Annotated in this window: 25 protein-coding genes; 9 read left to right on the forward strand and 16 right to left on the reverse strand. The window is 70.9% G+C overall.

All coding sequences use genetic code 11. The features are described from left to right. Positions 1–82: 82 nt before the first annotated feature. The 5 genes from ACFXJ8_RS10200 to ACFXJ8_RS10220 all read right to left on the reverse strand — a co-directional run bounded on the left by ACFXJ8_RS10200 (position 83) and on the right by ACFXJ8_RS10220 (position 6,295). Complete coding sequence (locus ACFXJ8_RS10200) at positions 83–1,393, reverse strand: M16 family metallopeptidase (protein ID WP_379643507.1); 1,311 nt, start codon at positions 1,391–1,393, stop codon at positions 83–85. Continuing rightward, on the reverse strand, positions 1,390–3,729 hold the full coding sequence (locus ACFXJ8_RS10205; protein ID WP_379643508.1) for a polyribonucleotide nucleotidyltransferase: 2,340 nt from the start codon (positions 3,727–3,729) through the stop codon (positions 1,390–1,392). Before ACFXJ8_RS10205 ends, ACFXJ8_RS10200 begins: the two co-directional genes overlap by 4 nt. 264 nt (positions 3,730–3,993) lie before the next feature. Then, positions 3,994–4,263, reverse strand: a complete 270-nt coding sequence (rpsO, locus tag ACFXJ8_RS10210; protein WP_379643509.1) for a 30S ribosomal protein S15 — start codon at positions 4,261–4,263, stop codon at positions 3,994–3,996. Positions 4,264–4,452: 189 nt separating this feature from the next. Continuing rightward, positions 4,453–5,253, reverse strand: coding sequence for a pentapeptide repeat-containing protein (locus ACFXJ8_RS10215; RefSeq protein ID WP_379643510.1), 801 nt, complete (start codon positions 5,251–5,253; stop codon positions 4,453–4,455). 58 nt (positions 5,254–5,311) lie between these two features. Further along, on the reverse strand, positions 5,312–6,295 hold the full coding sequence (locus ACFXJ8_RS10220) for a bifunctional riboflavin kinase/FAD synthetase (RefSeq protein ID WP_379643511.1): 984 nt from the start codon (positions 6,293–6,295) through the stop codon (positions 5,312–5,314). A gap of 72 nt (positions 6,296–6,367) precedes the next feature. Here ACFXJ8_RS10220 and ACFXJ8_RS10225 point away from each other — a divergent pair, with 72 nt between their 5' ends. After that, a complete protein-coding gene (locus ACFXJ8_RS10225) occupies positions 6,368–7,354 on the forward strand; it encodes a TRM11 family SAM-dependent methyltransferase (protein WP_379643512.1) in 987 nt (328 codons plus the stop codon). A gap of 15 nt (positions 7,355–7,369) precedes the next feature. Here ACFXJ8_RS10225 and truB read toward each other — a convergent pair whose 3' ends face one another. The 8 genes from truB to rimP form a co-directional block, all read right to left on the reverse strand. Then, a complete protein-coding gene (truB, locus tag ACFXJ8_RS10230; protein ID WP_379643513.1) occupies positions 7,370–8,230 on the reverse strand; it encodes a tRNA pseudouridine(55) synthase TruB in 861 nt (286 codons plus the stop codon). Further along, positions 8,231–9,361: a bifunctional oligoribonuclease/PAP phosphatase NrnA gene (locus tag ACFXJ8_RS10235; protein WP_379643514.1), complete on the reverse strand. Its 1,131-nt coding sequence runs from the start codon at positions 9,359–9,361 to the stop codon at positions 8,231–8,233. Further along, the gene (rbfA, locus tag ACFXJ8_RS10240) at positions 9,358–9,828 is read right to left on the reverse strand and encodes a 30S ribosome-binding factor RbfA (protein WP_379643515.1); all 471 of its coding nucleotides are present in this window, start codon (positions 9,826–9,828) and stop codon (positions 9,358–9,360) included. The genes ACFXJ8_RS10235 and rbfA overlap by 4 nt, the downstream gene beginning before the upstream one ends. 22 nt (positions 9,829–9,850) lie before the next feature. Further along, positions 9,851–10,147, reverse strand: a complete 297-nt coding sequence (locus ACFXJ8_RS10245) for a DUF503 domain-containing protein (RefSeq protein WP_379643516.1) — start codon at positions 10,145–10,147, stop codon at positions 9,851–9,853. 490 nt (positions 10,148–10,637) lie between these two features. Beyond that, positions 10,638–13,754 carry a translation initiation factor IF-2 gene (gene infB, locus ACFXJ8_RS10250; protein ID WP_379643517.1) on the reverse strand — a complete coding sequence of 1,039 codons (3,117 nt, stop codon included), beginning with the start codon at positions 13,752–13,754 and terminating at the stop codon, positions 10,638–10,640. Positions 13,755–13,878: 124 nt separating this feature from the next. Continuing rightward, positions 13,879–14,175, reverse strand: a complete 297-nt coding sequence (locus ACFXJ8_RS10255) for a YlxR family protein (RefSeq protein ID WP_379643518.1) — start codon at positions 14,173–14,175, stop codon at positions 13,879–13,881. Further along, positions 14,159–15,151 carry a transcription termination factor NusA gene (nusA, locus tag ACFXJ8_RS10260; protein WP_379643555.1) on the reverse strand — a complete coding sequence of 331 codons (993 nt, stop codon included), beginning with the start codon at positions 15,149–15,151 and terminating at the stop codon, positions 14,159–14,161. Before nusA ends, ACFXJ8_RS10255 begins: the two co-directional genes overlap by 17 nt. Before the next feature lie 23 nt (positions 15,152–15,174). After that, complete coding sequence (rimP, locus tag ACFXJ8_RS10265; RefSeq protein WP_379643519.1) at positions 15,175–15,678, reverse strand: ribosome maturation factor RimP; 504 nt, start codon at positions 15,676–15,678, stop codon at positions 15,175–15,177. A gap of 241 nt (positions 15,679–15,919) precedes the next feature. Between rimP and ACFXJ8_RS10270 the strand changes: the two genes are divergently transcribed. The 3 genes from ACFXJ8_RS10270 to ACFXJ8_RS10280 all read left to right on the forward strand — a co-directional run bounded on the left by ACFXJ8_RS10270 (position 15,920) and on the right by ACFXJ8_RS10280 (position 17,517). Beyond that, positions 15,920–16,402: a hypothetical protein gene (locus ACFXJ8_RS10270; RefSeq protein ID WP_379643520.1), complete on the forward strand. Its 483-nt coding sequence runs from the start codon at positions 15,920–15,922 to the stop codon at positions 16,400–16,402. A 155-nt stretch (positions 16,403–16,557) separates the two neighbouring features. Then, a complete protein-coding gene (locus ACFXJ8_RS10275; protein ID WP_379643521.1) occupies positions 16,558–17,091 on the forward strand; it encodes a ferritin-like domain-containing protein in 534 nt (177 codons plus the stop codon). 219 nt (positions 17,092–17,310) lie between these two features. Further along, positions 17,311–17,517: a DUF4236 domain-containing protein gene (locus ACFXJ8_RS10280; protein WP_379643522.1), complete on the forward strand. Its 207-nt coding sequence runs from the start codon at positions 17,311–17,313 to the stop codon at positions 17,515–17,517. Between the two features lie 301 nt (positions 17,518–17,818). Here ACFXJ8_RS10280 and ACFXJ8_RS10285 read toward each other — a convergent pair whose 3' ends face one another. Both ACFXJ8_RS10285 and ACFXJ8_RS10290 read right to left on the reverse strand, forming a co-directional pair. After that, a complete protein-coding gene (locus tag ACFXJ8_RS10285) occupies positions 17,819–19,564 on the reverse strand; it encodes a proline--tRNA ligase (RefSeq protein WP_379643523.1) in 1,746 nt (581 codons plus the stop codon). 57 nt (positions 19,565–19,621) lie between these two features. Next, entirely contained in the window at positions 19,622–20,254 is a 633-nt protein-coding gene (locus tag ACFXJ8_RS10290) for a hypothetical protein (protein ID WP_379643524.1), read from the reverse strand. Positions 20,255–20,357: 103 nt separating this feature from the next. Here ACFXJ8_RS10290 and ACFXJ8_RS10295 point away from each other — a divergent pair, with 103 nt between their 5' ends. Then, the gene (locus tag ACFXJ8_RS10295; RefSeq protein ID WP_379643525.1) at positions 20,358–21,278 is read left to right on the forward strand and encodes an acyl-CoA dehydrogenase family protein; all 921 of its coding nucleotides are present in this window, start codon (positions 20,358–20,360) and stop codon (positions 21,276–21,278) included. On the opposite strand, the gene ACFXJ8_RS10300 is transcribed toward ACFXJ8_RS10295, so the two are convergent. Further along, positions 21,275–21,724: a hypothetical protein gene (locus ACFXJ8_RS10300; RefSeq protein ID WP_379643526.1), complete on the reverse strand. Its 450-nt coding sequence runs from the start codon at positions 21,722–21,724 to the stop codon at positions 21,275–21,277. The genes ACFXJ8_RS10295 and ACFXJ8_RS10300 overlap by 4 nt on opposite strands. A 159-nt stretch (positions 21,725–21,883) precedes the next feature. On the opposite strand from ACFXJ8_RS10300, the gene ACFXJ8_RS10305 reads away from it, so the two are divergent. From ACFXJ8_RS10305 to ACFXJ8_RS10320, 4 genes are read left to right on the forward strand one after another with little or no spacing between them, the layout of a single operon-like run. Then, positions 21,884–22,930 (forward strand): LLM class flavin-dependent oxidoreductase, encoded by a 1,047-nt coding sequence (locus ACFXJ8_RS10305; RefSeq protein WP_379643527.1) that lies wholly within the window; start codon positions 21,884–21,886, stop codon positions 22,928–22,930. Continuing rightward, positions 22,927–23,919 (forward strand): hypothetical protein, encoded by a 993-nt coding sequence (locus ACFXJ8_RS10310; RefSeq protein ID WP_379643528.1) that lies wholly within the window; start codon positions 22,927–22,929, stop codon positions 23,917–23,919. Before ACFXJ8_RS10305 ends, ACFXJ8_RS10310 begins: the two co-directional genes overlap by 4 nt. A 9-nt stretch (positions 23,920–23,928) precedes the next feature. Beyond that, a complete protein-coding gene (locus ACFXJ8_RS10315; RefSeq protein WP_379643529.1) occupies positions 23,929–25,398 on the forward strand; it encodes an AMP-binding protein in 1,470 nt (489 codons plus the stop codon). A gap of 33 nt (positions 25,399–25,431) precedes the next feature. Further along, positions 25,432–26,577: a class I adenylate-forming enzyme family protein gene (locus tag ACFXJ8_RS10320; RefSeq protein WP_379643530.1), complete on the forward strand. Its 1,146-nt coding sequence runs from the start codon at positions 25,432–25,434 to the stop codon at positions 26,575–26,577. Positions 26,578–26,581 lie beyond the last annotated feature (4 nt).

The raw sequence follows: 26,581 nt of genomic DNA on the forward strand, positions 1-26,581 counted from the left end.
AGCGGAAGGCCACCGAGTGACCCCGGTGGCCTTGACCGTGCTTGCCGTACAGAAACAGACGCCCGCGGCACGGAACACATGGCTAGGAGATCGCGGAGGAGAAGTCCTTGTCCGCGTAGGGGCCGATGACCGCCAGCGTCAGCGGGCGGCTGAGAACGTCCTTGGCCACCGCCGCGATCTCGTCGGCCGTGACCGACTCGATGCGGGCCAGCACCTCGTCGACCGCCATCAGCTCGTCGTAGACCAGCTCGTTCTTGCCGATCCGCGACATCCGCGACCCGGTGTCCTCCAACCCCAGCACCAGCCCGCCGCGCATCTGCCCCTTGCCGCGCAGGATCTCCTCCTCGGTGATCCCGTCGGAGACGACCCTGGCCACCTCGTCCCGGCAGATCGCCAGCACGTCGTCGATCTTCGACGGCAGGCAGCCGACGTAGATCCCGAACTGACCGGTGTCCGCGTAGGCCGAGGTGTAGCTGTAGGCCGAGTACGCCAGCCCGCGCTTCTCCCTGATCTCCTGGAACAGCCTGGACGACATGCCGCCGCCCAGCGCCGCGTTGAGGACGCCGAGCGCGAAGCGCCGGTCGTCGGTGCGCGACATCCCGGTCGTGCCCAGCACGAGGTTGGCCTGCTCGGTGGGCCGGTCGAGCACCCGCACCCCGGAGCGCGCCTGCGCCCCAGGGCCGCTGGTGCGCGGCGGCGCGCACTCGCGTGGGCCGTCGAGCGCGCCGGCCCGCTCGTAGGCCCGCGCCACCAGCTCCACCACCTGCTCGTGCTGGATGTTGCCCGCGACGGAGACGACCGTGCGCGGCGGCTGGTAGTAGGCGCGGTAGTACTCGACGATCCGCTCCCGCCCGAGGGCGTTGATGGACTCGACGGTGCCCAGGATCGGCCGCCCGATCGGCGAGTCGCCGTACAGGGCGGCGGAGAACTGCTCGTGCACCACGTCGGACGGGTCGTCGTCGTGCATGGCGATCTCTTCGAGGATCACGCCACGCTCGGACTCGACGTCCTCCTCGGTGACCAGCGACGAGGTGACGACGTCGGCCAGCACGTCGACGGCCAGCGGCAGGTCCTCGTCGAGGACCCGCGCGTAGTAGCAGGTGTACTCCTTGGCGGTGAAGGCGTTGATCTCGCCGCCGATGCCCTCGATGGACGCGGAGATCTGCATGGCGTCGCGCGTCGGGGTGCCCTTGAACAGCAGGTGTTCGAGGAAGTGGGTGGCCCCCGTGTGCTCAGGGGCCTCGTCACGGGAGCCGATGCCGACCCACATGCCGACCGCGACGGAACGCACGGTCGGCATGGTCTCGGTCACCACACGCAGCCCACCGGGCAGGACGGTGCGCCTGACGACCCCGGCACCGTCCTTGCCGGGATGCAGCGTGACAGTGCTCACGAGTTGCGGTCTTCTCCCTCGGCGGGCTTGCGGACCCTGGTGCGCGTACGGCGGGGCTTGTCCTCGCGCGGCTTGTCGTCGGCGGGAGCGGCAGCGGCGGGAGCGTCGGCCGGAGCGGCCTCACCCTCGGCGGCGTCCGAGCCGGCGGCCTCCTTGGCGGCGGCCTCCTTCTCGATGACCTCGACCGGCACCAGGGAGAGCTTGCCACGCGAGTCGATCTCGGCGATCTCCACCTGGATCTTCTCGCCGACGCCCATGACGTCCTCGACGTTCTCGATGCGCTTGCCGCCGTGCAGCTTGCGGATCTGGGAGACGTGCAGCAGGCCGTCCTTGCCCGGCATGAGCGAGACGAACGCGCCGAAGGCGGCGATCTTCACGACCGTGCCCAGGTAGCGCTCGCCCACCTCGGGCATGTGCGGGTTGGCGATGGCGTTGATCGCGCTGCGCGCGGCCTCGGCCGACGGGCCGTCGGTGGCGCCGATGTAGATCGTGCCGTCGTCCTCGATGGTGATCTCGGCGCCCGACTCGTCCTGGATCTGGTTGATCATCTTGCCCTTGGGGCCGATGACCTCACCGATCTTGTCGACGGGGACCTTGATGGTGATGATGCGCGGCGCGGTCGGGTTCATCTCCGCCGGAGAGTCGATCGCCTCCTGCATCACGTCGAGGATCGCCAGGCGGGCGCCCTTGGCCTGCTTCAGCGCGGCGGCCAGCACGGAGGCCGGGATGCCGTCGAGCTTGGTGTCGAGCTGGAGGGCGGTGATGACCTCCTTGGTGCCGGCGACCTTGAAGTCCATGTCGCCCATGGCGTCCTCGGCGCCGAGGATGTCGGTCAGGGTGACGTAGGTGTCACCCTCACCGATCAGGCCCATGGCGATGCCCGCGACCATCTCCTTGAGCGGGACACCCGCGTCGAGCAGCGCCATGGTGCTGGCGCAGACCGAGCCCATCGAGGTCGAGCCGTTGGAGCCGAGCGCCTCGGAGACCTGGCGGATCGCGTAGGGGAACTCCTCACGCGTCGGCAGGACCGGGATCAGCGCCCGCTCGGCCAGCGCGCCGTGGCCGATCTCGCGCCGCTTGGGCGAGCCCACGCGGCCGGTCTCGCCGGTGCTGTAGGGCGGGAAGTTGTAGTTGTGCATGTAGCGCTTGGTCCGCTCGGGGTTGAGCGTGTCGACGACCTGCTCCATGCGCAGCATGTTCAGCGTGGTGATGCCCATGATCTGGGTCTCGCCGCGCTCGAACAAGGCCGAGCCGTGCACCCTCGGGACCACGTGGACCTCGGCGTTGAGCTCGCGGATGTCCTTCGGACCGCGGCCGTCGATGCGGACGCCCTCCTTGACGACCCGCTCGCGCATGAGCTTCTTGGTCAGGCTGCGGAAGGCGGCGCTCAGCTCCTTCTCGCGGCCCTCGAAGTCGGGCAGCAGCTTCTCTGCCACCAGGCCCTTGACCCTGTCGAGCTCGGCCTCGCGCTCCTGCTTGCCCGCGATCGTCAGCGCGGCGGCGAGCTCGGACTTGACCGCGCCCTCGACCGCCTCGAACGCGTCTTCCTGGTAGTCGAGGAAGACAGGGAACTCGGCCGTCTCCTTGGCCGCGACCTTGGCGACCTTGGACTGCGCCTCGCACAGCACCTTGATGAACGGCTTGGCCGCCTCCAGGCCCTGCGCGACGGTCTCCTCGGTCGGGGCGACCGCGCCGTCGGCGACGAGCTTGAGCGTGTGCCTGGTCGACTCGGCCTCGACCATCATGATCGCGACGTCGCCGTCCTCGAGCACGCGACCGGCCACGACCATGTCGAACGTGGCGCGCTCCAGCTCGGGGTGGGTCGGGAAGGCGACCCACTGGCCGTCGATCAGCGCGACGCGGACGCCGCCGATCGGGCCGGAGAAGGGCAGCCCCGCCAGCTGGGTGGACAGCGAGGCGGCGTTGATCGCGACCACGTCGTAGAGGTGGTCGGGGTTCAGCGCCATGACGGTCGCCACGACCTGGACCTCGTTGCGCAGACCCTTGACGAAGGACGGGCGCAGCGGCCGGTCGATCAGGCGGCAGGTGAGGATGGCGTCCTCGGAGGGACGGCCCTCACGGCGGAAGAACGAGCCGGGAATGCGGCCCGCGGCGTACATGCGCTCCTCGACGTCGACCGTCAGCGGGAAGAAGTCGAGGTTTTCCTTGGGGCTCTTGGACGCGGTGGTGGCGGACAGGACCATCGTCTCGCCGTCGAGGTAGGCGACGGCCGAACCGGCCGCCTGCCGCGCGAGCCTGCCGGTCTCGAACCGGATCGTGCGCGTGCCGAACGAGCCGTTGTCTATGACGGCTTCGGCGGTGTGGACACCCTCCACGGGGGACCTCCTTGATGAGTTGGTCTCCCGCGCCCTTTTTCACCGGCACCCTTCGTAAGGTGCAGCGCCGGTCTTCGATCGAAGCGCCCGGTCACGATGACCGGAAGCCACTACCGAGGACCGGCCCGCAGGCGTCGCGGGTCGCATGGTGCTGTAGCGGACGCGGGGGCTTTCAGTGTGTCTCGGATATTCAGTTGTCCGGCGCCAGGCGCGCCGGGATCTATGCGAGAGGGGAGCGGCGCGCCGCGCCACTCCCCTCCTAGCTTATCGGCGCAGGCCGAGGCGCTCGATGAGCGAACGGTAACGCGCGATGTCGTTGTTCTGCAGGTACTTCAGCAGGCGGCGCCGGCGACCGACGAGCAGCAGCAGACCACGACGGCTGTGGTGGTCGTGCTTGTGCGTCTTCAGGTGCTCGGTGAGCTCGCTGATGCGCTTGCTGAGCAGCGCGATCTGCACCTCGGGCGACCCGGTGTCGCCCTCGGCCGTCCCGTACTCGGCGATGATTGCCTTCTTGGCAGCGGTGTCGAGGGACACGGCTCTCCTTCGATCTACGGACACGCGTGAACGAGATGAGAAAGCGAGCGACCGTGCGTGCCTACAGTCGCCGCGAGAAGGCACTTCAGGGCAGCGCACAGCGCCACCGTTACAGAGCCGACATGCAAGGTTACCATCGCGGTCCACCCCCTGACACATCGTTCATGACCGGCCCACGTCAGGCGGGGGTTACCGCCAGTGCCCCGGACGGGTCAGCGACGGCGGGATGCGTGTCGTCGCGTCGCCCCTGGCGGCGTCGAGCTGCGACTGGGTCAGGAACAGGCAGCCCCTGAGGTCGGCCCCACTGAGGTCGGCGTTCCTGAAGTCGGCGCCGATGACGTCGGCCTCGCGCAGATCCGCGCCCCTGAGGTCGGCGCCGATCAGGTAGGCGCCCCGCAGCGTGGCGCGGCGCAGGTCGGCTTTCCTGAGCTTGGCGCCCATGAGGTCCATTTTCATCCTGCGCCCGACTCCGCCGGCCTGGTCGCGGACCAGCTCGCCGGCCCTCAGCAGCAGCGGGCTGATCCCGGCGCGCAACGCCCCCGTGTCGACCTTGGCGATGACGTCGGCGTCGCCGCCGACCATGGCCTCGATCTCGTCGGCGGTACGGCCCAGCGCCTCGTGCACGGGCGCGGCGGCCGGCCAGCCCAGCGCCTCGGTGACGTAGTAGAGCAGCTCGTGCAGGTCCCGCATGACGGGGAACACCTCGGCGGCCCGGTCCGCGAGACCCGCCTGGGTGACCTGCTGACCTGCCCCGAAGCAGTCGTAGACCGTGCAGCCGGGAAAGCCCTTCTGCCGCAGCTGGGTGTGGATGCCGCACCGGTGGTCGGCGCGCAGGTTGGGGCAGGCCTTCCCGGCCGGTTTGTCGATCGCGAAGTCGGCGGAGGCGGCGAAGGCCGGCACGACGCAGCACAGCCCGACGCAGCGCTCGCAGTCGGCGCGCAGCGCCACCAGGGCTCGACGGTTGCCGGGCCCGTCCACATGACTTCCCATAGGCCCCCAACGATAGCCGCGGCGGCGGAGTGCGCCGCCGCCCGGGGACCTCGGCGACCTATGCGGTGGGCGGGCCTGCGACGGTCAGACGGCGGACCTCGTCCACGTCGGCGTGGATCTGCGCGATGAGCGCCTCGATCGAGTCGAACTTCGTGTTCCCGCGCAGCCGCGCGCCGAAGTCGACGGCCACGTGCATGCCGTACAGGTCGAGGTCGTCCCGGTCGAGCGCGTACGCCTCCACCGTGCGCGGCACGCCCTCGAAGGTCGGGTTGGTGCCGACCGAGATGGCGGCCGGCCACACGCAGCCGTCGTAGCCCGCGGGCAGGTTGCCGACCGCGACGCACCGCAGCCAGCCCGCGTAGACGCCGTCGGCGGGGATCGCGGTGTCCGGCGGGGTCTCGACGTTGGCCGTGGGGAAGCCGAGCTGGCGGCCGCGCTGGTAGCCGCGCACGACGACGCCCTCGACGCGGTGCGGGCGGCCCAGCGCCGCGGCGGCGGACTCGACGTCCCCCGCGGCGACGAGCTCGCGGACGGCAGTGGATGAAACACCGGACACCAGGGGGATCTCCTCCACCGTGAAGTCGTACTTGTCGCCCAGCTCGCGCAGGGTCGAAGGGTCACCCGCGGCCTTGTGGCCGAAGGTGAAGTTCGCGCCGACCACGACCACGGCCGCGCGCAGCCGGTCGGCCAGCACGCTCTGCGCGAAGTCGGCGGGGCTGAGGCGCGACAGCTCCATCGTGAACGGCACGACGCACACCTCGTCCACGCCCAGCGCGGTCAGCAGCTCGGCCCGGTGCCGCGCGGTGCTCAGGCGGGGCGGCTGGGTGCCGGGCCGTACGACCTGCGCGGGGTGCGGCTCGAACGTGACGGCCACGCACGGCATGCCCTGGGCGCGGGCGACGGCCACGGCGCGCTCGACCACGCGCCGGTGGCCGCGGTGCACGCCGTCGAACACACCGACCGTGACGACGGATCTTCCCGACTCCTGCACGCCCGTGCCCCATTCGTCTCGTGGCCGATCAACCACCCTCAAGCGTGCCATGCCCCGCGGGGTGGTCGGCAACGTGGGTCTTGGCAACGGGGTGAAGGACGGCCGCGCGGTAGCATCCGCTCCATGTCCCGTTACGCGTTGCTGATCCTGCCCGCCTTCAACCGGGTCTACGGCGAGAGCTCCGTCCGCCTGACCCGCAGCGAGCTGGAGGTCTTCGCCGCCGTCTCCGACGTGGAGGAGACGCGGATCGGCGGCGTGCCGTACGTGACGTTCGAGGCCGACGAGCCCGATCTCGCGCTCCTGTCGAACCTGTCATCCGTCTACGCGATCTTCGGCGTCGAGGGCGACCTGCTGCGACCGATGCACATGCGGCCGCTCGACCGGCTGTCCAGCGACCTGCTCACCATCCAGAAGTACGCGGGCAAGACCAACGAGCACTTCACCAAGCTGCTGCTCAACGTCACCGTGCTCGCCTCCGACTTCCCGCTGGACGGCCACCTGTCGGTCTTCGACCCGATGTGCGGGCGCGGCACGACCCTCAACCAGGCCCTCATGTACGGCTACGACGCCTACGGGATCGACGTCGACGGCAAGGACTTCGACGCCTACAGCGGCTTCCTCAAGACGTGGCTGAAGAACAAGCGACTCAAGCACACCGCCGAGACCGTGCCGGTCAGGCGGGAGCGGGCGCTGGTCGGGCGGCGGCTCAACGTGTCGTTCGGGCTGTCGAAGGAGGCGTTCAAGACGGGCGAGACGCAGCAGGTGTCCGTGGTCAACGCCGACACCCTGCGCAGCCGCGAGTTCTTCAAGCCGCGCTCGTTCGACGTCATCGTGACCGACGCGCCGTACGGCGTGCAGCACGGCAGCAAGGGCTCGGCCGGGCTGTCGCGCAGCCCGCTCGACCTGATCGCCAAGGCGGTGCCGGTGTGGGCCGAGCTGCTGCGGCCCGGAGGGGCGATCGGGATCGCGTGGAACACCTACGGCGGCTCGCGCGACGACCTGGCGGCGATCCTGACCTCGAACGGGCTCGACGTGCGCGACTACCCCGACTTCGCCCACTGGGTGGACCAGGCGATCGTCCGCGACATCATGGTCGCCCGCAAGCCGTAACCCCATCGAGGGGTTTCAGCCGACGAAGACCGCCAGCGGCCTGGCCGTACGGCCCTGCTCCTCCACCAGCGCCAGCAGCTCGCCCTCGGGCCCGAACACTCCGATCGGCCCCTTGCCGAGCCCGGCCGACGGCAGCCGCCCGCCGTGCGAGATCACCCGCGCCTCGTCGGCCGTCACGTCCCGCCGGGGGAAGGCAGCCGAGACCGCCTGCCCGATCGGCAGTACCACGCACTCCCCCGCCAGCTCCTCGATCGTCTTGGCGAGCGACAGGTCGTACGGCCCCACCCGGGTGCGCCGCAGATACGTCAGGTGGCCGCCGACGCCGAGCGCCGCGCCCAGGTCCCTGGCCAGCGCCCTGATGTAGGTGCCACTGGAGCATCTGATCGTGGCCCTGACCTCGGGCCCGTTGATGGAGGTGACGTCGAAGTCGTGGACGGTGACGGGACGGGCCGCCAGCTCGACCTCCTCACCGGCCCGCGCCCGCTTGTAGGCGCGCTCGCCGTTCACCTTGATCGCCGACACCTGCGGGGGGACCTGCATGATCCGCCCGGTCAGCGCCCCGATCTCCTTGCGGACGGCCTCGGCCGTCACGCCGTCGGTCGCCGCGGTGGCCGTGACCTCGCCCTCGGCGTCGTCGGTGTTGGTGGTGACGCCGAGCCGGATCGTCGCCTCGTACACCTTCTCGGTCAGCGCCAGGTGCCCCAGCAGCCTGGTCGCCTTCTCCACGCCGATCACCAGCACGCCGGTCGCCATCGGGTCGAGCGTGCCGGCATGGCCGACCCGTCTGGTGCCCGCGATGCGCCGCATCTTGCCGACCACGTCATGGGAGGTCCAGTCGGCGGGCTTGTCCACGATGATCAGACCGCTCTCGGCCATCTACCTTTTCCTCAGCAGTTCTCGAAATCGGTCCATCGTCGTTTCCACGCCGTCGTGCGAGGTGAATCCCGCCGCGTAGACGTGGCCGCCGCCGCCGAGCGCCGTGCAGATCGCGCCGACGTCCGCGCCGCCCTTGGAGCGCGTGGACACCTGCCACACGCCGTCGTCGTCCTGCTTCAACACCACCGCCACATCGGCCTCGTCGGTGCGGCGGATCACGTCGATGATCCCCTCCACCTCGTCGTACGGCAGGCCGTACGCGGCCCTGTCGGTGTGCGGCACGTACGTCCACACCAGGTCGTCGTCCAGCACCACGCGGTCGAGCGCCGCCCCGAGCACCTTCAGGTACCCGAACGGCGAGCGGTCCCACAGCTCGCGGGCGATCTCGTCGGTGCGCAGCCCCGCCGCCACCAGCCTGGCCGCCATCTCGTGGACGGCGGGCGTGGTCGAGGAGTGCTTGAACGAGCCCGTGTCGGTCACCAGCCCGACGTAGAGCAGCGTCGCCATGTCGCGGTCGAGCGGCTGCCCGAGGCGGCGGATCAGCTCCTCGACCAGGACGGCCGTCGCCGCCACGCCGGGGTCGATGAGGCTGACGGTGCCGAAGCCGTCGTTGGAGGCGTGGTGGTCAATGACGATCACCTCGCGCGCCTTGGCGGCGTTGACCGCCAGCAGCCCGAGCCTGTCGAGCGTCGAGGAGTCGAAGGTGATCATCACCTCGGGCTCGGCGGGGAAGGCCGAGGGAACGGACAGCAGGTCCTGCGCGGGCAGGAAGCGCAGCAGCCTGGGCACCGCGAACCTGCGCTCGCCGAAGGAGGCGACGACCCGCTTGCCCATCGCCGTCAAGGCCTTGGCCGCGGCCAGCATCGAGCCGAGCGCGTCGCCGTCGGGCGAGATGTGGCAGGCCAGCGCCACCTCGTCGGCGTCACGGATCAGGTCGAGCGCCTCAGCCCATGTCGATTCGGAGATCGCGCCTGACGCGCGCCCTGCCGGGCCGCCACCCGCGGGCGCGCTCGGGCCGGCACGCTCGGGGCCACGGTTGGTGGACGCGGGGCGCGCCGCACCGCCGCCCGCCGAACCCTTGGCGGGCCCTGCGGAGCGGCGGCGGGTCTCGTCGCGCACGTCCGGCGTCACGTCGCTGAGGACCCCGCGCGGCCGGAGGGCTCGTCCTCTTCCTCGTCGAGCTCCGGCTTCTTGTACGGGTCGGCCTCACCCGCGTAGGAGGCGCTCTCGGCCCGCCTGGAGACCTCCGCGTCACGCTCCTTCGCCGCGGCGAACAGCTCGTCCATCTGGCGAGCGCTGTCGGGCAACGGGTCGTGCTTGAACGTCAGCGTCGGCGTGAAGCGGACGCCGGTCTGCCTGCCCACCTCCGAGCGGATCACGCCCTTGGCGCTCTCCAGCGCCGCGGCGCTGTCGGCGCGCTCGGCCTCGGAGCCGAACACCGTGTAGAAGACCGTCGCCTCCCGCAGGTCCGCGGTGATGCGCGTGTCGGTCACGGTCACGAAGCCCAGCCGCGGGTCCTTGATCCGGCGCTCCAGCATCTCGGCGACGACCTGCTGGATGCGGTCGGCGAGCTTGCGCGCTCGTGCGGCGTCCACCATCTTCGATCCCCCTAGTGTTCGGTCAATCTTCGTCGTTGTAGAGGCGCTGCCTGGCCGACAGCAACTCGATATCGGGGCGGTAGGCCACCAACCGCTCGCACGCGTCCATCACCTCGCCGCAGTTGCCCGCGGTGGCGGAGACGACGGCGATGCCGATCTCCGCCCTGCGATGCAGGTCGAGATGACCGGTCTCGGCGACGGCGACGCTGGGGAAGCGCCGCTGCACCTCGGCGACGATGGGACGCACCACGGATCGTTTCTCCTTCAGCGAGTGAACGTCGCCGAGCAGGAGGTCCAGGGTCAGGGCACCGACATACATCGTTGGCAACCACCGCGGGTCCGTTTTCCGGTCGCGTGCGAGGCCGTCCGGACGGGCCGCGGTGGAAGGCCCTACCCGATTCCTCGCACGCCCCGCACGCCCGGGCCGTCCCCCGGCGTGCGGTGCGGCGCCGTCCGTGCGACGCACGTCCGGCACCATTATCGACAACGTTCCCACACGACCCGATAGTCCGGTTCGCCTGGGTGAGACTGCACACTCCACCGGCCCGTACGGCTCCCGCCCGCGGACACAGGACCCCGCCGCCTCGGGAGACCCCAGGAAGGCACGAGGCCCGGCGGAACCCGGGCGGGCCCCGCGGCCACCGAACCCCCTCTCCCCAGAAGAACCTGGGAAGACTCGAGGCCCGGCATGCGCGGAAAGAGCCCGATCCCAGCCTCAGGGATGTCCCGGGGCTGGGGTGGGAGGTCCGAAGGGACCCTGGCGTGCGAGGGGCGCCCGGCGAAGACTCCGCCGGGCGCCCGACCGCGCGTTACACGCGCGGCTTCTCCCGCATCTCGAACGTCTCGATGACGTCGTCGAGCTTGATGTCGTTGTACCCGACACCGATACCGCACTCGAAGCCCTCGCGGACCTCGGTCGCGTCGTCCTTGAAGCGACGCAGCGACGACACGGTGAGGTTGTCGGCGACGACGACACCGTCCCGGATGATCCGGGCCTTGCTGTTGCGCACGATCGTGCCCGACCGGACCAGCGAACCGGCGACGTTGCCGATCTTCGGCACCTTGAAGACCTCGCGGACTTCGGCGGTGCCCATCTGGACCTCTTCGAACTCGGGCTTGAGCATGCCCTTGAGCGCCGCTTCGATTTCCTCGATCGCCTGGTAGATGACCGAGTAGTAGCGGATGTCGACGCCCTCGCGCTCGGCCAGGTCGCGGGCCCGGGGTTCGGGCCTGACGTTGAAGCCGATGATGACCGCGTTGTCGTCGGCGACGGCCAGGTTGACGTCGTACTCGGTGATCGCACCGACGGCGCGGTGCAGGACACGGAGCCTGACCTCGTCGCCGACGTCGATCTTGAGCAGCGCGTCTTCCAGCGCCTCGACCGAACCGGACACGTCACCCTTGATGATGAGCTTGAGCTCGTCGACGCGACCCTTCTCGAGGTTGCTGAACAGCTCCTCGAGGGTCAGGCGACGGCTCGACTTCGCCATGTCGGCGCTGCGCTTGCGCGCGGCGCGCTGCTGGGCGATCTGCCTGGCCATCCGGTCGTCGGAGACGACGATGAAGTTGTCTCCGGCGCTCGGCACCGCCGTCAGACCCATCACCAGGACGGGACGCGAAGGCGTGGCCTCCTCCACCGGGTCGCCGTTGTCGTCGAGCATCGCCCTGACGCGGCCGAAGGCCTCGCCACAGACGATGGAGTCGCCGACGCGCAGCGTGCCGCGCTGGACCAGGACGGTCGCGACGGGGCCGCGGCCCTTGTCGAGGCGAGCCTCGATCGTGAGGCCCTGAGCATCCATCGTCGGGTTGGCCCGCAGGTCGAGCTCGGCGTCGGCGGTCAGGATGATCGCCTCGAGGAGGTTCTCGATGCCGATGCCGTTCTTGGCGGAGATGTCGACGAACAGCGTGGAGCCGCCGAACTCCTCGGCCACCAGACCGTACTCGGTGAGCTGGGCCCGCACCTTGTTCGGGTCCGCGCCCTCCTTGTCGATCTTGTTGACCGCGACCACGACGGGCACGTCGGCCGCCTGGGCGTGGTTGAGCGCCTCGATCGTCTGCGGCTTCACACCGTCGTCGGCCGCGACCACCAGGACGGCGATGTCGGTGGCCTTGGCACCACGGGCACGCATGGCGGTGAACGCCTCGTGACCCGGGGTGTCGATGAAGGTGACCTTCCGCTCTTCGCCCTCGTGCTCGGTGGAGACCTGGTAGGCACCGATGTGCTGGGTGATGCCACCGGCCTCGCGCGCCACCACGTTGGTGTTGCGGATGGCGTCGAGCAGCTTCGTCTTACCGTGGTCGACGTGACCCATGACGGTCACGACCGGCGGACGCGCGGCCAGGTCGGCCTCGTCGCCCTCGTCCTCGCCGAACTCGATGTCGAAGGCCTCGAGAAGCTCGCGGTCCTCCTCCTCCGGGCTGACGACCTGGATGTTGTAGTCGAGCTCGGCGCCCAGCAGCTGCAGGGTCTCCTCGTTCACCGACTGCGTGGCGGTCACCATCTCGCCGAGGTGCAGCATGATCTGCACCAGCGACGCGGGGTTGGCGCCGATGCGGTCGGCGAAGTCGGACAGCGACGCACCACGCGGGAGCCTGATCGTCGCGCCGTTGCCGCGAGGAACCTGCACGCCGCCGATCGCCGGCGCCGACATGTTGTCGAACTCCTGGCGCCTCTGGCGCTTGGACTTGCGACCACGCGCGGGACGGCCACCGGGACGACCGAACGCGCCTGCCGTACCGCCGCCGCGACCACGACCGCCGCCACCGGGACGGCCGGCGAAACCGCCGCCGCCGCCACCGGGACCGCCGGTGCCGGTGCGCGGACCCGCGCCACCGCCACCACCGGGACGACCGGCGAAGCCGCCGCCGCCACCGCCACCACCGGGACGACCGCCGAAGCCGCCGCCACCCGGACGACCGCCACCGCCGCCGCCACCCGGACGACCGCCACCGCCGCCGGGACGGCCTGCGCCGCCACCGCCGCCGGGGCCCGCAGGACGACCCTGCGGCATCATCATCGGGTTGGGACGCGGACCACCGGGACGGGGACCGCCCGCACCGGGACCGGGACGCGGACCACCGGCGCCAGGCCCGGGACGCGGACCACCCGCGCCGGGACCACCCTGGCCACGACCGGCGGGCGGACGCGGCATCGCGCCGTCACGCGGAGCGCCGCCACCGGGACCGGGACGGGGACCGCGCTCGTCGCGAGGACGGTCTTCACGCGGGCCGCCGGGACGCGGCGGGCGCTGGCCCATGCCGGTGGCGTTGGACGAGAACGGGTTGTTGCCAGGACGGGGCCCAGGACGCGGACCCGGCTTCGGGCCGGGACGCCCACCCTCGCGCTGGCCTGGACCACCGGCACCACCGGGACGCGGCGCGCCGGACTGCTGGCCGCCGGGACCGGAAGGACGGCCGCCCTGCTGGGCGGGACCAGGACGCGGGCCTGGACGGGCCGCGGGACCCGGACGAGGACCAGACGCGGGGCGCGGGCTCTCGAACCTGGGAGCCTGCGGGGCCTGCGGAGCCTCGCGAGGAGCCTCGGCGGGCGCGGCCTCGGGCTGCGCCTGGTGAGGCATCGGAACCGGCGGGCGCGGAGTGCCACCGGCGGGACCGGGGCGCGGCCCCGGCTTCGGAACCGGGCCCGGACGCGGGCTCGAGGAAACAGGCGCCTCCGCGGCGCCGGTGCCGGCCTGGCTGTCAGCCGGCCGGGGCGCAGCCTTAGGCGGCTGCGGCTTGGACGACGAACCGCCGCCCTTCGAGGGCTTGGATACGCCCAGAGCTTCGGTGAGCCTGCGGACGACCGGCGCCTCTATGGTCGAGGACGCCGAACGGACGAACTCTCCCATCTCCTGGAGCTTGGCCATGACGACCTTGCTCTCGACGCCGAACTCCTTGGCGAGCTCGTATACCCGGACCTTCGCCACTGCACTCCCTTACTGGCCCGGGAGGCTGGCAGTGCCGTCCGGACCGTCGTTACCTTGACGTCTTCATCGCCGCGTGCTCATCAGGCGCTCATAGCAATCTGACTCCGCCCATCAACTCGGCGTCCTACATGACATGTGGTTCTCCCTCTAGGTGCGCTCGCAGTCGCGAGACGTCAAGCGGCCCCGGCACGCGAAAAGCGCGCGGAAACGCTCGGCGACGCTCGGCAAGCTCCAGACAGCCCAGGTCGGGATGCAGCGAAGCACCCCGGCCAGGAAGCCGTCCGTGCAGGTCAGGGACCACGTGGCCCTCGACAAGCACCAGATGGAGCAGCTCGGACTTAGCCGTGCGAACCCTGCAGCCCACGCATGTTCTCAGCGGGGCCGCCTGGCCACCATATTCCAGCTTACCGCTTGGACGCATCTACGGAACCGGCGGGATCATCCGCCTGGGTGTCCGGACGGATGTCGATCCGCCACCCGGTGAGCCTGGCCGCCAGCCGGGCGTTCTGCCCCTCCTTGCCGATGGCCAGGGAGAGCTGGTAGTCAGGCACGGTGACGCGGGCCACTCGTCCGGCGAGGTCGAGAACCTCTACATGCGAAACACGGGCGGGCGACAGCGCATTCCCCACGAACTCGGCGGGGTCCTCGGACCAGTCGATGATGTCGATCTTCTCGCCGTGCAGCTCGGTCATGACGCTGCGCACCCGTGCGCCCATCGGGCCGATGCACGCGCCCTTGGCGTTGACGCCCGCCTTGCGGGAGGCGACCGCGATCTTCGTACGGTGACCCGCCTCGCGGGCGACCGCCGCGATCTCGACGGTGCCGTCGGCGATCTCGGGCACCTCCAGTGCGAAGAGCTTCTTCACCAGACCGGGGTGGGTGCGCGACAGCGTCACCGAGGGGCCCTTGTGGCCCTTCTTCACCTGCACCACGTAGGCGCGGATGCGCTCGCCGTGGACGTAGTCCTCGCCGGGCACCTGCTCGTTGTGCGGCAGGATGGCCTCGATCTTGCCGAGGTCGACGAGCACCACGCGAGGGTCCTGCCCCTGCTGGATGACGCCGGAGACCAGCTCGCCCTCGCGGCTGGCGAACTCGCCGAAGTTGATCTCGTCTTCGGCGTCGCGCAGCTGCTGCAGGATGACCTGCTTGGCGGTGGTGGCGGCGATGCGGCTGAAGTTGCTCGGGGTGTCGTCGAACTCTCTGACGATGTCACCCTCGTCGTCGAGCTCGGCGGCGTAGATGGTGACGTGCCCGGTGGCGCGGTCGAGCTCCGCCCTGGCCTTGGCCGCGGCGCCCTCCGTGCGGAAGTAAGCGATCAGCAGCGCGTCCTCGATCGCCTTCACGACCAGGTCGAAGGAGATGTCCTTCTCCCGTTCAAGGCTGCGCAGGACGCTCATGTCGATGTCCACGAGGCTCCCCCTTAGCCCTCGTCGCCGTCATCGTCGAGGTCGTCTTCCTCGTCCTCGAACCGGCGGAATTCCACCTGAACCCGTCCTCGGGTCAGGTCCTGATAGTCGATCCTGCGCAGCGCGCCGGCGACGTCGATCTCCACACCCTCGTCGTCGGCGCCGCGAACGCGGCCCTCGACCAGGCCGCCGTCGCGCAGCTCGGCCTTGACCAGCCGCTTGGCCGCGCGGCGCCAGTGGCGCGGCTCGGTGAGCGGACGGTCGACGCCCGGCGAGGAGACCTCGAGCGTGTAGGGCGCCTGGCCCATCGTGTCGTCGCCGTCGAGCGCGTCGGACACGGCCTGGCTGACCTCGGCGATGTCGTCGAGCGTCACCCCGCCGTCCTTGTCGACGACCACGCGCAGCAGGCTTCGCTTGCCCGCGCGGGTGACCGTGACGTCCTCCAGGTCGAGACCTGCGGTGGCGACGACGGGCTCCAGGAGCTTCATCAGGTGGTCGCGGGATGATGCGCTGCCCATATCGACCTCCCTATTGTGTTGCGATCCATGGCCGCCCGTGGTGGCGGCCGCTCAGTCGACGACTGCTCAATACCCTATCCGTACAAGGGCACGGAAAGAGCGCCACTCGACCGGGTCGAGCGGCGAAGAGTTGAGAGAGCGAGACCATATCGCACTGCGGCGCGATCAGGCGGAACGCGCCAACGGCAGGTGTCTGCCCTTACCATGCTGTGTGCGTTCCTCATCCGACCGGAGGTTCTCCTTGCGTCCCCTGTCCCGGCGTGCCGTGCTCGTGGGCGGCGCGGCGATGGCGGCGCTCTCCGGTTGTACGGCGGGGCCGCCGGAGCCCGTCGTCCCGAAGGCGCCCGATCCCGAGCAGCTCCTGCTGCGCGAGCTGATCGCCGACAAGGAGCGCATGATCGGCCTCTACGCGGTGCTGGTGGACGCGGGCGGCGCGAAGCTGGCGCCGTTCATGGCGCGGCACGAGGAGCACCTGGCCGCGCTGCGCTCACGGTTGCCCGCGGAGCCCTCCACTACACCTTCGGGGGCGGCCTCGGCGACGCCCTCCAAGAAGCCGCTTTCGCAGAAGCGGGTGTCGCTGACCAAGCTGCGCGCCACCGAGCGGAAGGCGGCCGCCACGCGCGCCCGCCAGCTCGGCACGGCCTCGCCGTCGCTGGCCCAGCTGATCGCCAGCATCGGCGCCTGCGAGTCCCTGCACGCCCACGCCTTGCCGAGGTCCCTTTGAACACCGCGTGGCACGGCACGGAGCTGTCCGCGACGCCACCCCCAGAACTCGCCACGCGCCCCTCGGCGGGGCTCGCCATGCATCCCTCCACGGGGCTCTCCAGGGAACCCGCGAGGCGCAGCGCGGGCTCGCTCAGGGTGAACGACGTAGCGATCATGAACGAAGCGACGACCGCGAACACCGGGGCGACCGTGAAAGACACAGCGGCCGAGAACGAGACCGTCATGAGCCGGGCTGCCGTGAACGATGTGGCGGTCGTGAACAAGGCCCTGGCCGCCGAGCATGCCGCCGTCTACGCCTACGGTCTCATGGGCGCGCGCACGACGGGCTCGTTGCGGGCCAAGGTGACGGCCGCCTTCGACGCCCACAGGGCCAGGCGCGACCAGCTGCGCACACTCGTCTCCTCGGGCGGCGGCAAGCCCGCCGAGCCGGAGGCTGCCTACGCGCTGCCCGTCGTGCCCGACAGCGCGACGGAGGCCGTCAAGCTGGCCGTCCACGTGGAGGCGGGCATCACCGCGGCCTACCTGGAGCTGGCCGCCGCCACCGAGCCCGCGACGCGCCGCCTGGCGGCGCTGGCCATGCAGGAGTCCGCCGTCAGGTCGTACGGCTTCCGCCCCGCGGTCACCGCCTTCCCCGGCATGCCCCCACGCGCACCTCAACCGCCCGCCTCTCCCAAGCCCAGCGGCTGACCCGGCCCACCGGCTCCCACGCCCGACGGCCACCGCGCCCCAGCCACCCTCTCCCACGCCAACCGGCTGCCCCACCCACCGCGTGCCGCAGCCACCGGCTCCCACGCCGCGACGGCCACCGCGGGTCATGAGGGAGCGGCTCTTGCCGCTGGTCAGGGAACTCTTCCGGCGCGCCGTCCGTTTTCAGGGCACCACGGAAGACTTCCCCAAGGAGGATCGATGGGCTGGCACTACCGCAAGTCGATCAAGGTGGGACCGTTCAGAATCCACCTTTCTCGCCACGGGGTCGGCCACAGCTTCGGCAACCGCAGGTTCAACGTCAGCACCACCCCCGACGGTCGCCGCCACCTCACGCTCAGGCTCCCCGGCGGCTTCCACCTCAGCAAGTCCCTGGGCGGGGGCAAATACCGCCACTACCGGTACTAGCGAGCACCAGGCCCGGGAACGCGCGGCCCAGCACCCCTCCATCAGGCCTGGTGGGGCGCGATCAGCACGGGCGACGCCCCGCGTAAACCCAGATTATCGGGTTTGGCGGGCGATGTGACGGCGGCCGGCCGAAGTCGCGCTGGCGTGGCGTGATGGACGGGCGGCCACCGGTGACCCCGGTGGCCTTGACCCCGCCTGCCGTACCAGAGAGAAACCGGGCGGGCGCCGCACCGGAAAGGACCGGCGGGCGCCCTGCCAGAAAGAAACCTGCCACAAAGAAACCTGACAGGAAGAAACCGGATCAGTCGCGGCACGCGGCGAGGACGCGGTCGGCGGCCTCGGCCAGCGGGATCTCCTCCTTGGTCCCCGTCGCGCGGTCGCGCAGCTCGACCACGCCCTGCGTCAGCCCGCGCCCGACCACCAGGATGGTGGGCATGCCCAGCAGCTCGGCGTCCTTGAACTTCACGCCCGGCGACACCGAGGGCCGGTCGTCGACGAGGACGCGCAGGCCGCGCGACTCGAGCTCCTCGGCGAGCTGGACGGCCACCTCGACCTGGTTGTCCTTGCCGGTGCCGACGATGTGGACGTCGGCGGGGGCGACCTCGCGCGGCCAGAGCAGGCCGAGCGAGTCGAACTTCTGTTCGGCGATCACGGCCACCGCGCGCGAGACGCCGATGCCGTAGGAGCCCATGGTGATCCTGATCGGCTTGCCGTCGGGGCCGAGGGCGTCGAGGCCGGCGGCGTCGGCGTACTTGCGTCCGAGCTGGAAGATGTGCCCGATCTCGATGCCGCGGTCGATAGACAGCTCGTTGCCGCAGCGGGGGCAGGCGTCGCCCGCGCGCACCTCGGCGGCCTCGATGGTGCCGTCGGGGAAGAAGTCGCGGCCCGCGACGACGTTGGCGGCGTGCTTGCCGGGCTCGTTGGCGCCGGTCACCCATGAGGTGCCGGTGACCACACGCGGGTCGACGAGGTAGCGGATGCCGAGGTCCTTGAGCGCCTGCGGGCCGATGTAGCCGCGCACCAGGCCGGGGTGTTTGGCGAAGTCGTCGGCCTCGAAGATGGCGGGCTCGCCGGGGGCGAGGTTGGCCTCCAGGCGCTTGAAGTCGACCTCGCGGTCGCCGGGCACGCCGATGATCAGCGTCTCGACCTTGTCGGAGCCGGGGGTGGTGACCTTGACGACGACGTTCTTGAGCGTGTCGGCGGCGGTGACGCCGAGGCCGAACTCGGCGTTGACGAAGGACACCAGCGTCTCGATGGTCGGGGTGTCGGGGGTGTCGAGCACCTGCAGCGGGGCCTGCCCCTCGACCGGCCTGGCGGCGGGCGCGGGCGTCACGACGGCCTCGGCGTTGGCCGCGTAGCCGCAGTGGCGGCAGTTGACGAAGGCGTCCTCGCCGGTGGGCGTGGGCGCCAGGAACTCCTCCGACGCCGAGCCGCCCATCGCGCCCGAGGTGGCGAAGCAGATCTTGTAGTTGAGGCCGAGGCGGTCGAAGGTGCGGATGTAGGTCTCGCGGTGCGCCTCGTAGGAGCGCTTGAGGCCGTCGTCGTCGAGGTCGAAGGAGTAGGAGTCCTTCATCAGGAACTCGCGGCCGCGCAGGATGCCCGCCCTGGGCCTGGCCTCGTCACGGTACTTCGTCTGGATCTGGTAGAGCGTGACGGGGTAGTCCTTGTAGGAGGAGAACTCGCTCTTCACCATGTCGGCGAACAGCTCCTCGTGGGTGGGGCCGAGCAGGTAGTCGCCGCCCTTGCGGTCCTTGAGGCGGAAGATGTTGTCGCCGTACTCGGTCCAGCGCCCGGTGAGCTCGTAGTACTCGCGGGGCAGCAGCGCGGGGAAGAGCACCTCCTGCCCGCCCATGCGGTTCATCTCCTCGCGGACGACGCGGGCGACGTTCTCCAGGACGATCTTGCCGAGGGGCAGCCAGGAGTAGATGCCGGGCGCCACGCGGCGGACGTATCCGGCGCGGACGAGGAGCTTGTGGCTCGGGACTTCCGCGTCTGCCGGGTCGTCCCGCAGGGTGCGAAGCAACAACGACGACATGCGCAGCAACACGGCTACTCCTAGTTAGGGCCTGGAGGTGAAGACCTACAGGCTACCGACTTTCGCCCGTCACAGGGCGAAGAGCGCGACCGCGAGCACTCCCGCCACCACGAAGGCGATCGTGGCGGCGCGGGCCCGGCCCGCCATGGTGTGGCGCAGCGCCATGGCGCCGGCCACCGCGAGGGTGCCGACGATGACGGCGGGGACGGGCCAGAAGCCGACGTCCCAGTCGACCCCGCCGGGTGTGGCGCGGTCGATGACGTCGGCGAGCACCAGACCTGAGATGGCGCCGGCCGCCAGGTCGCCCCACACGTCGGGCCTGCGGGTGAAGTAGGCGAGCAGGCCGAGCACCACCAGTTGGGCGACCAGCAGGTTGAGGCCGCTGGCGCTGCCGCCGATGGCCTCGAAGCGCAGGTCGCCGGCCAGCGCGCTGCCTCCCATGGCGGCCACGAGGATGGAGGCCGAGGCCAGGAAGGTGGTCAGCAGCGCCCAGCCGAATCCCGTCGCGGTCGCGCCGACGGCGACGGTCAGCGCGAGGTAGACGTAGGGGTCGTAGATCCCGACGTCGACGTCCGAGATGAGCACGCCGACCGCGCCGACCACCAGTCCCCCGAGGAAGGCGGCCAGCACGTGGCGCTGGATGTCACGCTGCCGCCGGTCATACTCGGCGAAATCAGCGTAATCAATAGCAATCTTCTCCATAGTTCGCTTTCCAGACTAATCGGACTTACAGCCAAAAGTAAATTTCAGTCAACCGTCGGTCAGGCTGGATAATCAAGCAATCGCTTGGTTAAGATCTGCCCTTGTGAGCCTTCCCGAGCTGCGGGCGGTCGTCAGATCCTTTCTCGCCGCATATCCGAATGCGCCGTGGACGCGATTCGCGGGCGAACTCGGAATCGCGGGACTCGCCGTTCCCGAGACGTACGGCGGCGCGGGCTACGGCATGCCGGAGCTGGCCGTCGTCGCCGAGGAGATCGGCCGCTCTCTTTCTCCCTACCCATTCCTCCAGACCGCGGTGATGGCCGCGGCCGCCACCGACGATCCCGACTTGCTCGCCGCGATCGCCGAGGGGGCGCGCACGGCCACCGTGGTGCTGCCGTCCGAGCACTCGTGCGTCCTGGACGGCGACCGCCTGACCGGCGCCGCCCCCTACGTGCTGGACGCCGAGACCGTGCTCGTCTACGCCGGAGGCGTGCTGGTCGAGGCCGAGCCTTCGGCACGCGTGCCGTACAAGACGATGGACGCCAGCCGGCCGCTGACCGCGCTGTCCTTCGACCACGTCCGGGTACGGCCTGCCGGCGACGGCGCGGCCTGGGAGCGGGTCCGCGACCTGGCGGTCATCGCGCTGGCCGCCGAGCAGGCGGGCGGCGCGGCCAGGTGCCTGGAGACGGCCACCGACTACGCCAAGCTGCGCCACCAGTTCGGCCGCCCGATCGGCTCCTTCCAGGCGATCAAGCACAGGCTGGCCGACCTGCTGCTGGTGGTGGAGTCCGCGCGGTCGGCGGTGTGGGCGGCGGCACGGGAGTCGACACGGGAGAACGCGGCGATCGCCGGCTCCTACTGCGCCGAGGCCTACCTGAAGGCGGCGGGCGAGAGCATCCAGATCCACGGCGGGATCGGCATCACGTGGGAGCACGAGGCCCACCGCTACTTCAAGCGCGCCACCTCCGACGCGCAACTGTTCGGCCCGCCCCGCTCGCACCGGGCCCGGCTGGAGCTCCGCTAACCGCCGAGCAGTTCCTCCCACGGCCGCCTGGCGTTGGTGCTGCGGGAGGTGTCGAGCGCCTCGGCCAGCCGCCAGAACCCCGGCCGCTGGCCCGCCCTCGACCTGCCGAGCGGGTCGACGGCCAGCAGCTCGAACCGCACGCCCATCACGTCGAGGACGGCACGGGACGGCGTGCCAGAACCCACGACCGTGACCAGGCCCGCGTCGCGGGCCGGGTCGCGGACGTGTCCGGCCAAAATCGCGGCGACCTCGGAGGCGTAGGGGCCGTCGCGCCAGGAGATGTGCCAGTTGTGGTCGGCGCCGGGCCACCAGGTGAGGTCGCGGCACGACTCGATGAACTCGGCCTCGCTCGCCAGCGCGGCCATCACCCTGCCGAACGCCTCGAACCTGCGGGCGTCGGTCAGAGCCGGCTCGTCGTGAGCCCCTGGGGCGCGACGCGTTCTCATGTCCTGGAGCGTGTCATCCTTCGACCGCCTCAGCTCCTGCTTTCGCCGCTTCTCCGCGCTCACGGTCACTCACTCTGATCTCCCCGCGCCCTTCCCGCAAGTGCGGACTGCTGCTACGCTCAACCAAGCGAGCGCTTGGTTCTCTATCGGGAGGCGTGGATGCGGATCAGCCTGGGATACGAGCTGGAGGTCCGCGGCCGGACCCGCGAGGTCGAACGGCAGGCGTTCCAGAACGTGATCGACCAGGTCGCCCTCGGCGACCGCCTGGGCTTCGACACCGCGTGGTTCGTCGAGCACCACTTCACCCGCGGCTTCTCCCACTCCTCCGCGCCCGATCTGGTCCTGGCCGCGATCTCCCAGCGCACCACCCGCATCCGGCTCGGGCTCGGCGTGGTGCTGCTGCCGTTCCAGTCGCCGATCAGGACGGCCGAGCGGGTGGCCACGCTCGACGTGCTGAGCGGCGGCAGGGTCGAGTTCGGCACCGGACGCGGCGCCTCACCGTTGGAGTACCAGGCCTTCCAGCGGCCGTTCGAGAAGTCGCGCCAGATCTGGGAGGACAGCCTGGCGGCGACGCTGGACATCTGGCGGGCCGACGGCGAGCCGATCAGCCGGTCGAACGAGTTCTTCGAGATCCCCGACGTGGCGGTCTACCCGCGTCCCGCCCAGACGCCGCACCCGCCGGTATGGGTGGCCTCCACCTCGCTGGAGGGCTACCTGGCCGCGGCCGAGCGCGGCTACAACCTGCTCGGCATGACCATGCTCAAGGGCGTCGACGACGTGGCCGCCGACATCGCCCGCTACAAGCAGTGCCTGGCCGACAACGGCTTCGACCCGGCCACGCGGCGGGTCGCGCTGATGATCCCGTGGTACGTCGGCCCCGCCCGCGACGAGGCCGCCGACGCGGTCCTGTGGTACATCCGCCGCCAGGTCAACCTGGTCACCCCGCCCGGCTACTACGACGCCCGCCACGCCACGCACCGCGTGCTCGGCCAGCTCGCGGCGGGGATGCCGCCGGAGGAGGCGATGGCGACGCTGCGCGAGCACGTGATGGTCGTGGTCGACGACGTGGAGGGCTCGCGCAAGGCCGTGGCCCGCATCGCGGAGGCGGGCGCGACCGACCTGATCCTGCAGTGCCAGGTGGGCGGCCTGCGCCACGACCTGGTCTGCGATTCCATGAATTCCTTCATGACAGAGGTGATGCAGTGACCCGGTGGCTGACCCGCGACGATCTGGTGGCGGGCAGCGCCACCGGGCTGCTCCATCTGGCGCCCGACGCCTCCTTCGCCTTCCCACTGCGTCCCGAGCTGACCGAGCTGGCCCTGCGCAACGCGGGGGTGGGCGAGCGCGACAGGGTGGTGGTGGCGCTGGCCGAACCCGCGGGAGGCCTGTGGGCCGCGACGGCGGCCGGTGTGGCGGAGGCCGCCGCCTCGGTCGGGCCGCGCGGCAGGATGCGGCTGCACCGCGCGATCGAGGCGCTCGGAGCCACGACGCTGGTGGCCACCCCCACGGGCGCGATGGACTTCCTGGCCAGACTGCACCTGGAGTTCCTGCTCGACCCGCTCGACCTCGGGCTGCGGACCATCGTCCTGACCGGCGAGATCGCGAGCAGGCGCACCCTCGGCCACCTGGCGGCCGAGTTCGACGCCAGGGTGAGCGAGGTCTACTCCAGCCCCTTCTCCGGTGGCGCGCTCGCCTTCCGCGCGGGCGAGGACGAGCCGCTGACCCCGCTGGCCGACGGCGTGCTGGGGTTCGGCGCGCTGGCCAAGGACTCCCCGGTCGACGAGGGCCTGGCAGAGCTGGTCGTCACGCACGGCGAGGCCACCGTACGCACCGGCCACGTGACGGCCGACGGCAGGCTCGCGCACACCGTCGGCGACCACGTGCTGGTGCGCGGGGTGTGGGTCTCGCTGCCGCTGATGGAGAAGGCGCTGTCGAAGATCGACGGGGTGTCGGGCTGGGAGCTGGCCGTCAGCCGGCAGGGCACGCTCGACGCCGCCGTGCTCACCGTGACCTTCAGCAGGGAGAGCCTGGTCGAGAACCCGATGTGGCGCTCACGCGTACGGCAGGCCCTCGCGGCGCTCACCCCGATCTCGATCGCCGTGGAGGTCTCGCCCGTCGTGGCGGACAGCTCCACGCCCGGGGTGGCCACCGATCACCGAGGCCATCACCTCGGCAGGGACCGCGCTCTCGTCTAGGAGCCCACCATGCGATGGGAAACGATCCCCAGGATGCTGCGCGACCAGGCGGAGCGCCACCCCGACGCCCCGGTCACGCTCGAGTTCGGCATGGCGGCCCTGCGCGAGCGGGCCCAGGTGGTGGCGCGGGCGCTCATCGCCCAGGGCGTTCGGCATGGCGACAGGGTGGCGATCTGGGGGCCGAACGACCTGTCGTGGGTGGTCAACGCCTTCGGCGTGTGGGACGCCGGCGCGGTGCTCGTGCCGATCTCCGCCCGCGCCAAGCGGCTGGAGGCAGCCGAGTTGGCCCACAGGATGGGGGTGTCGGTGCTGATCAGCGAGCACCGCCTCCCGTCCGTGCCCGCCTTCGAGGGCGTACGGCATGCGATGGCGAGCGTGGCGGAGGCGGAGGCCAGGGCGCTGGCCGTACGAGGGGATGATCTGTGCGAGATCATGTCCACGTCGGGGACGACCGGTACTCCCAAGGGCGTCATGCTCGACCACGCCCAGACCCTGCGCGGCTACTGGGACTGGTCGGAGATCGTCTCATTGCGCGAGGGCGACAGGTACCCGGTGATCGCGCCCTTCGCCCACGGCTTCGGGCTCAACGCCGGGCTGCTGGCGTGCGTGCTGCGCGGGGCGACGATGATGCCGGTCGCGTCCTTCAGCCCGGACGCCCTGATGACGCTCATCGAGTCGGGGCGGATCACCATCCTGGCGGGACCGCCGACGCTGTTCGCCCGGCTCCTGGACGAGCTGGACAGACCGGACGGGCGGCCGCGCGACGTGTCATCGCTGCGGGTGGCCATCTGCGGCGCGGCGTCCGTGCCCGCCTCACTCGTCACCAGGCTCGTCGAGCGGGTCGGCCTCGACCGCGTGATCAACGCCTACGGCCTCATGGAAGGCACCGTCGTTTCGATGACCAGGCACGACGACCCCGTCGAGGTGATCGCGGGCTCGGCGGGGCGCCCGGTGCCCGGCATCGAGGTGAAGATCGTGGACGAGGCGGGCAAGGAGGTGCCGCGGGGCGAGCGGGGCGAGATCCTGCAGCGCGGCTACGGCGTGATGCGCGGCTACTGGGGCGAGCCCGACAAGACCGCCGAGGTGATCGACGCCGACGGGTGGCTGCACACCGGCGACATCGGCGTGCTCGACCCGGCGGGCAACCTGACGATCGTGGACAGGAAGAAGGAGCTCTACATCGTCAACGGGTTCAACGTCTCGCCTGCGGAGGTCGAGTCGCTGCTGCTCAAGGAGGGCTCGCTGGCCCAGGCGGCGGTGATCGGGGTGCCGAACGACAGGTCGGGCGAGGCGGGCTGGGCCTACGTAGTGCCGAGAGCGGGCGCCGACGTCAGCGAGGAGGGCATACGCGCGTGGGCGAAGGCCAACATGGCCGACTACAAGGTGCCCCGCCGCGTCTTCGTCCTCGACGAGCTTCCCGTGAACGCCACCGGCAAGCTGGACAAGATCGCCCTGCGTGAGGTCGCGCGAGGCGGGTAAGAACTCCAGTGCGCCTTTTCGTCAGGAGCCGCCATGCTGCGCCTGCTGGCCGGGGAGGCCGCGCGTCGGTTCGGGGGGCGCGTCGCGGTCGACTCCGGCACCTCCCGACTGTCCTTCTCCGATCTCGACCGCCTCTCCGACCAGGTGGCCGCGGGCCTGGCCCACCGCGGCACGCGCATCGGCGACGTGGTCGCCCTCGTGCTGCCCGACGGCCCCGAGTTCGTCGTCTGCTACGTGGCCGCCGCCAAGATCGGCGCGGTCGCCGCGGGCGTCGACCCGCGCCATCCCCTGCGGGTGCGCCTGCTCTCCGCCCTCGACCCGCTGATCGTCGTCACCGTGCCGGGCGCGCTCCCCTCCCTGCCCGGGCTCGACGTCGTGATCCTTTCCGGCGGCGGGTACGGCACGCTGGCCAGGAACGAGGCCCCGCCGCCCCCACTGCCGCCCGATCCAGGACGGCCTGTCGTGATCACCCACACCTCAGGCCGGACGGGCCCGCCCAAGGCGGCGGTCTTCGGCGAGCGGCAACTGGAGGCGATCAGGGCGCGCGGGGCGGGCGTCAGGTGGGGCACGGGCGACTCGCGCGTGCTGTGGCATCCGATGGGCCACATGGCGTTCGCGACGCGGCTGCCGGTGTTCCTGCAGACCGGCAGGAACACACACGTCCTGTCCCGATGGGAGCCCGAGGCGGTGCTGCGCCTGGTGTGCGAGAGGGAGCTGCGGGTGCTCCACGGCACGCCCGCCCAGCTGGCCGCCATGCTGGAGGTGCCGGGCGCGCCGCCCTCGCTCGGTCTGGTCCTGTCCAGCGGGGCTCCGGCCACGCCGGAGCTGATCAGACGGTTGCGGGAGCGGTTCGGCGTGCCCGTGTGCAACCGCTACATCTGCACGGAGGCGGGCCTCGGCCTCGGCACCCGTCCCGAGGACCCGCCGCGGGACGCCGAGCTGACCGTCGGCAGGCCGCGCCCCGGCGTTGACCTGTCCGTACGCGACCCGGCGGGCCGCCCGCTGCCCGTGGGCGCGAAGGGCGAGGTGCTGCTGCGGTCCCAGGCGGTCATGAGCGGGTACGTCGGAGACGGCGCCGCGCGGGTGTTCGCCAAGGACGGGTTCGTCAGGACCGGCGACACGGGTTTCCTCGACGAGCTTGGCCGCCTGCATCTGGTGGGTAGAGAATCACCGACATAGCGTC

The sequence above is a fragment of the Nonomuraea sp. NPDC059194 genome (assembly GCF_042754765.1).
In the GTDB taxonomy this organism is placed as follows: Bacteria; Actinomycetota; Actinomycetes; order Streptosporangiales; family Streptosporangiaceae; genus Nonomuraea.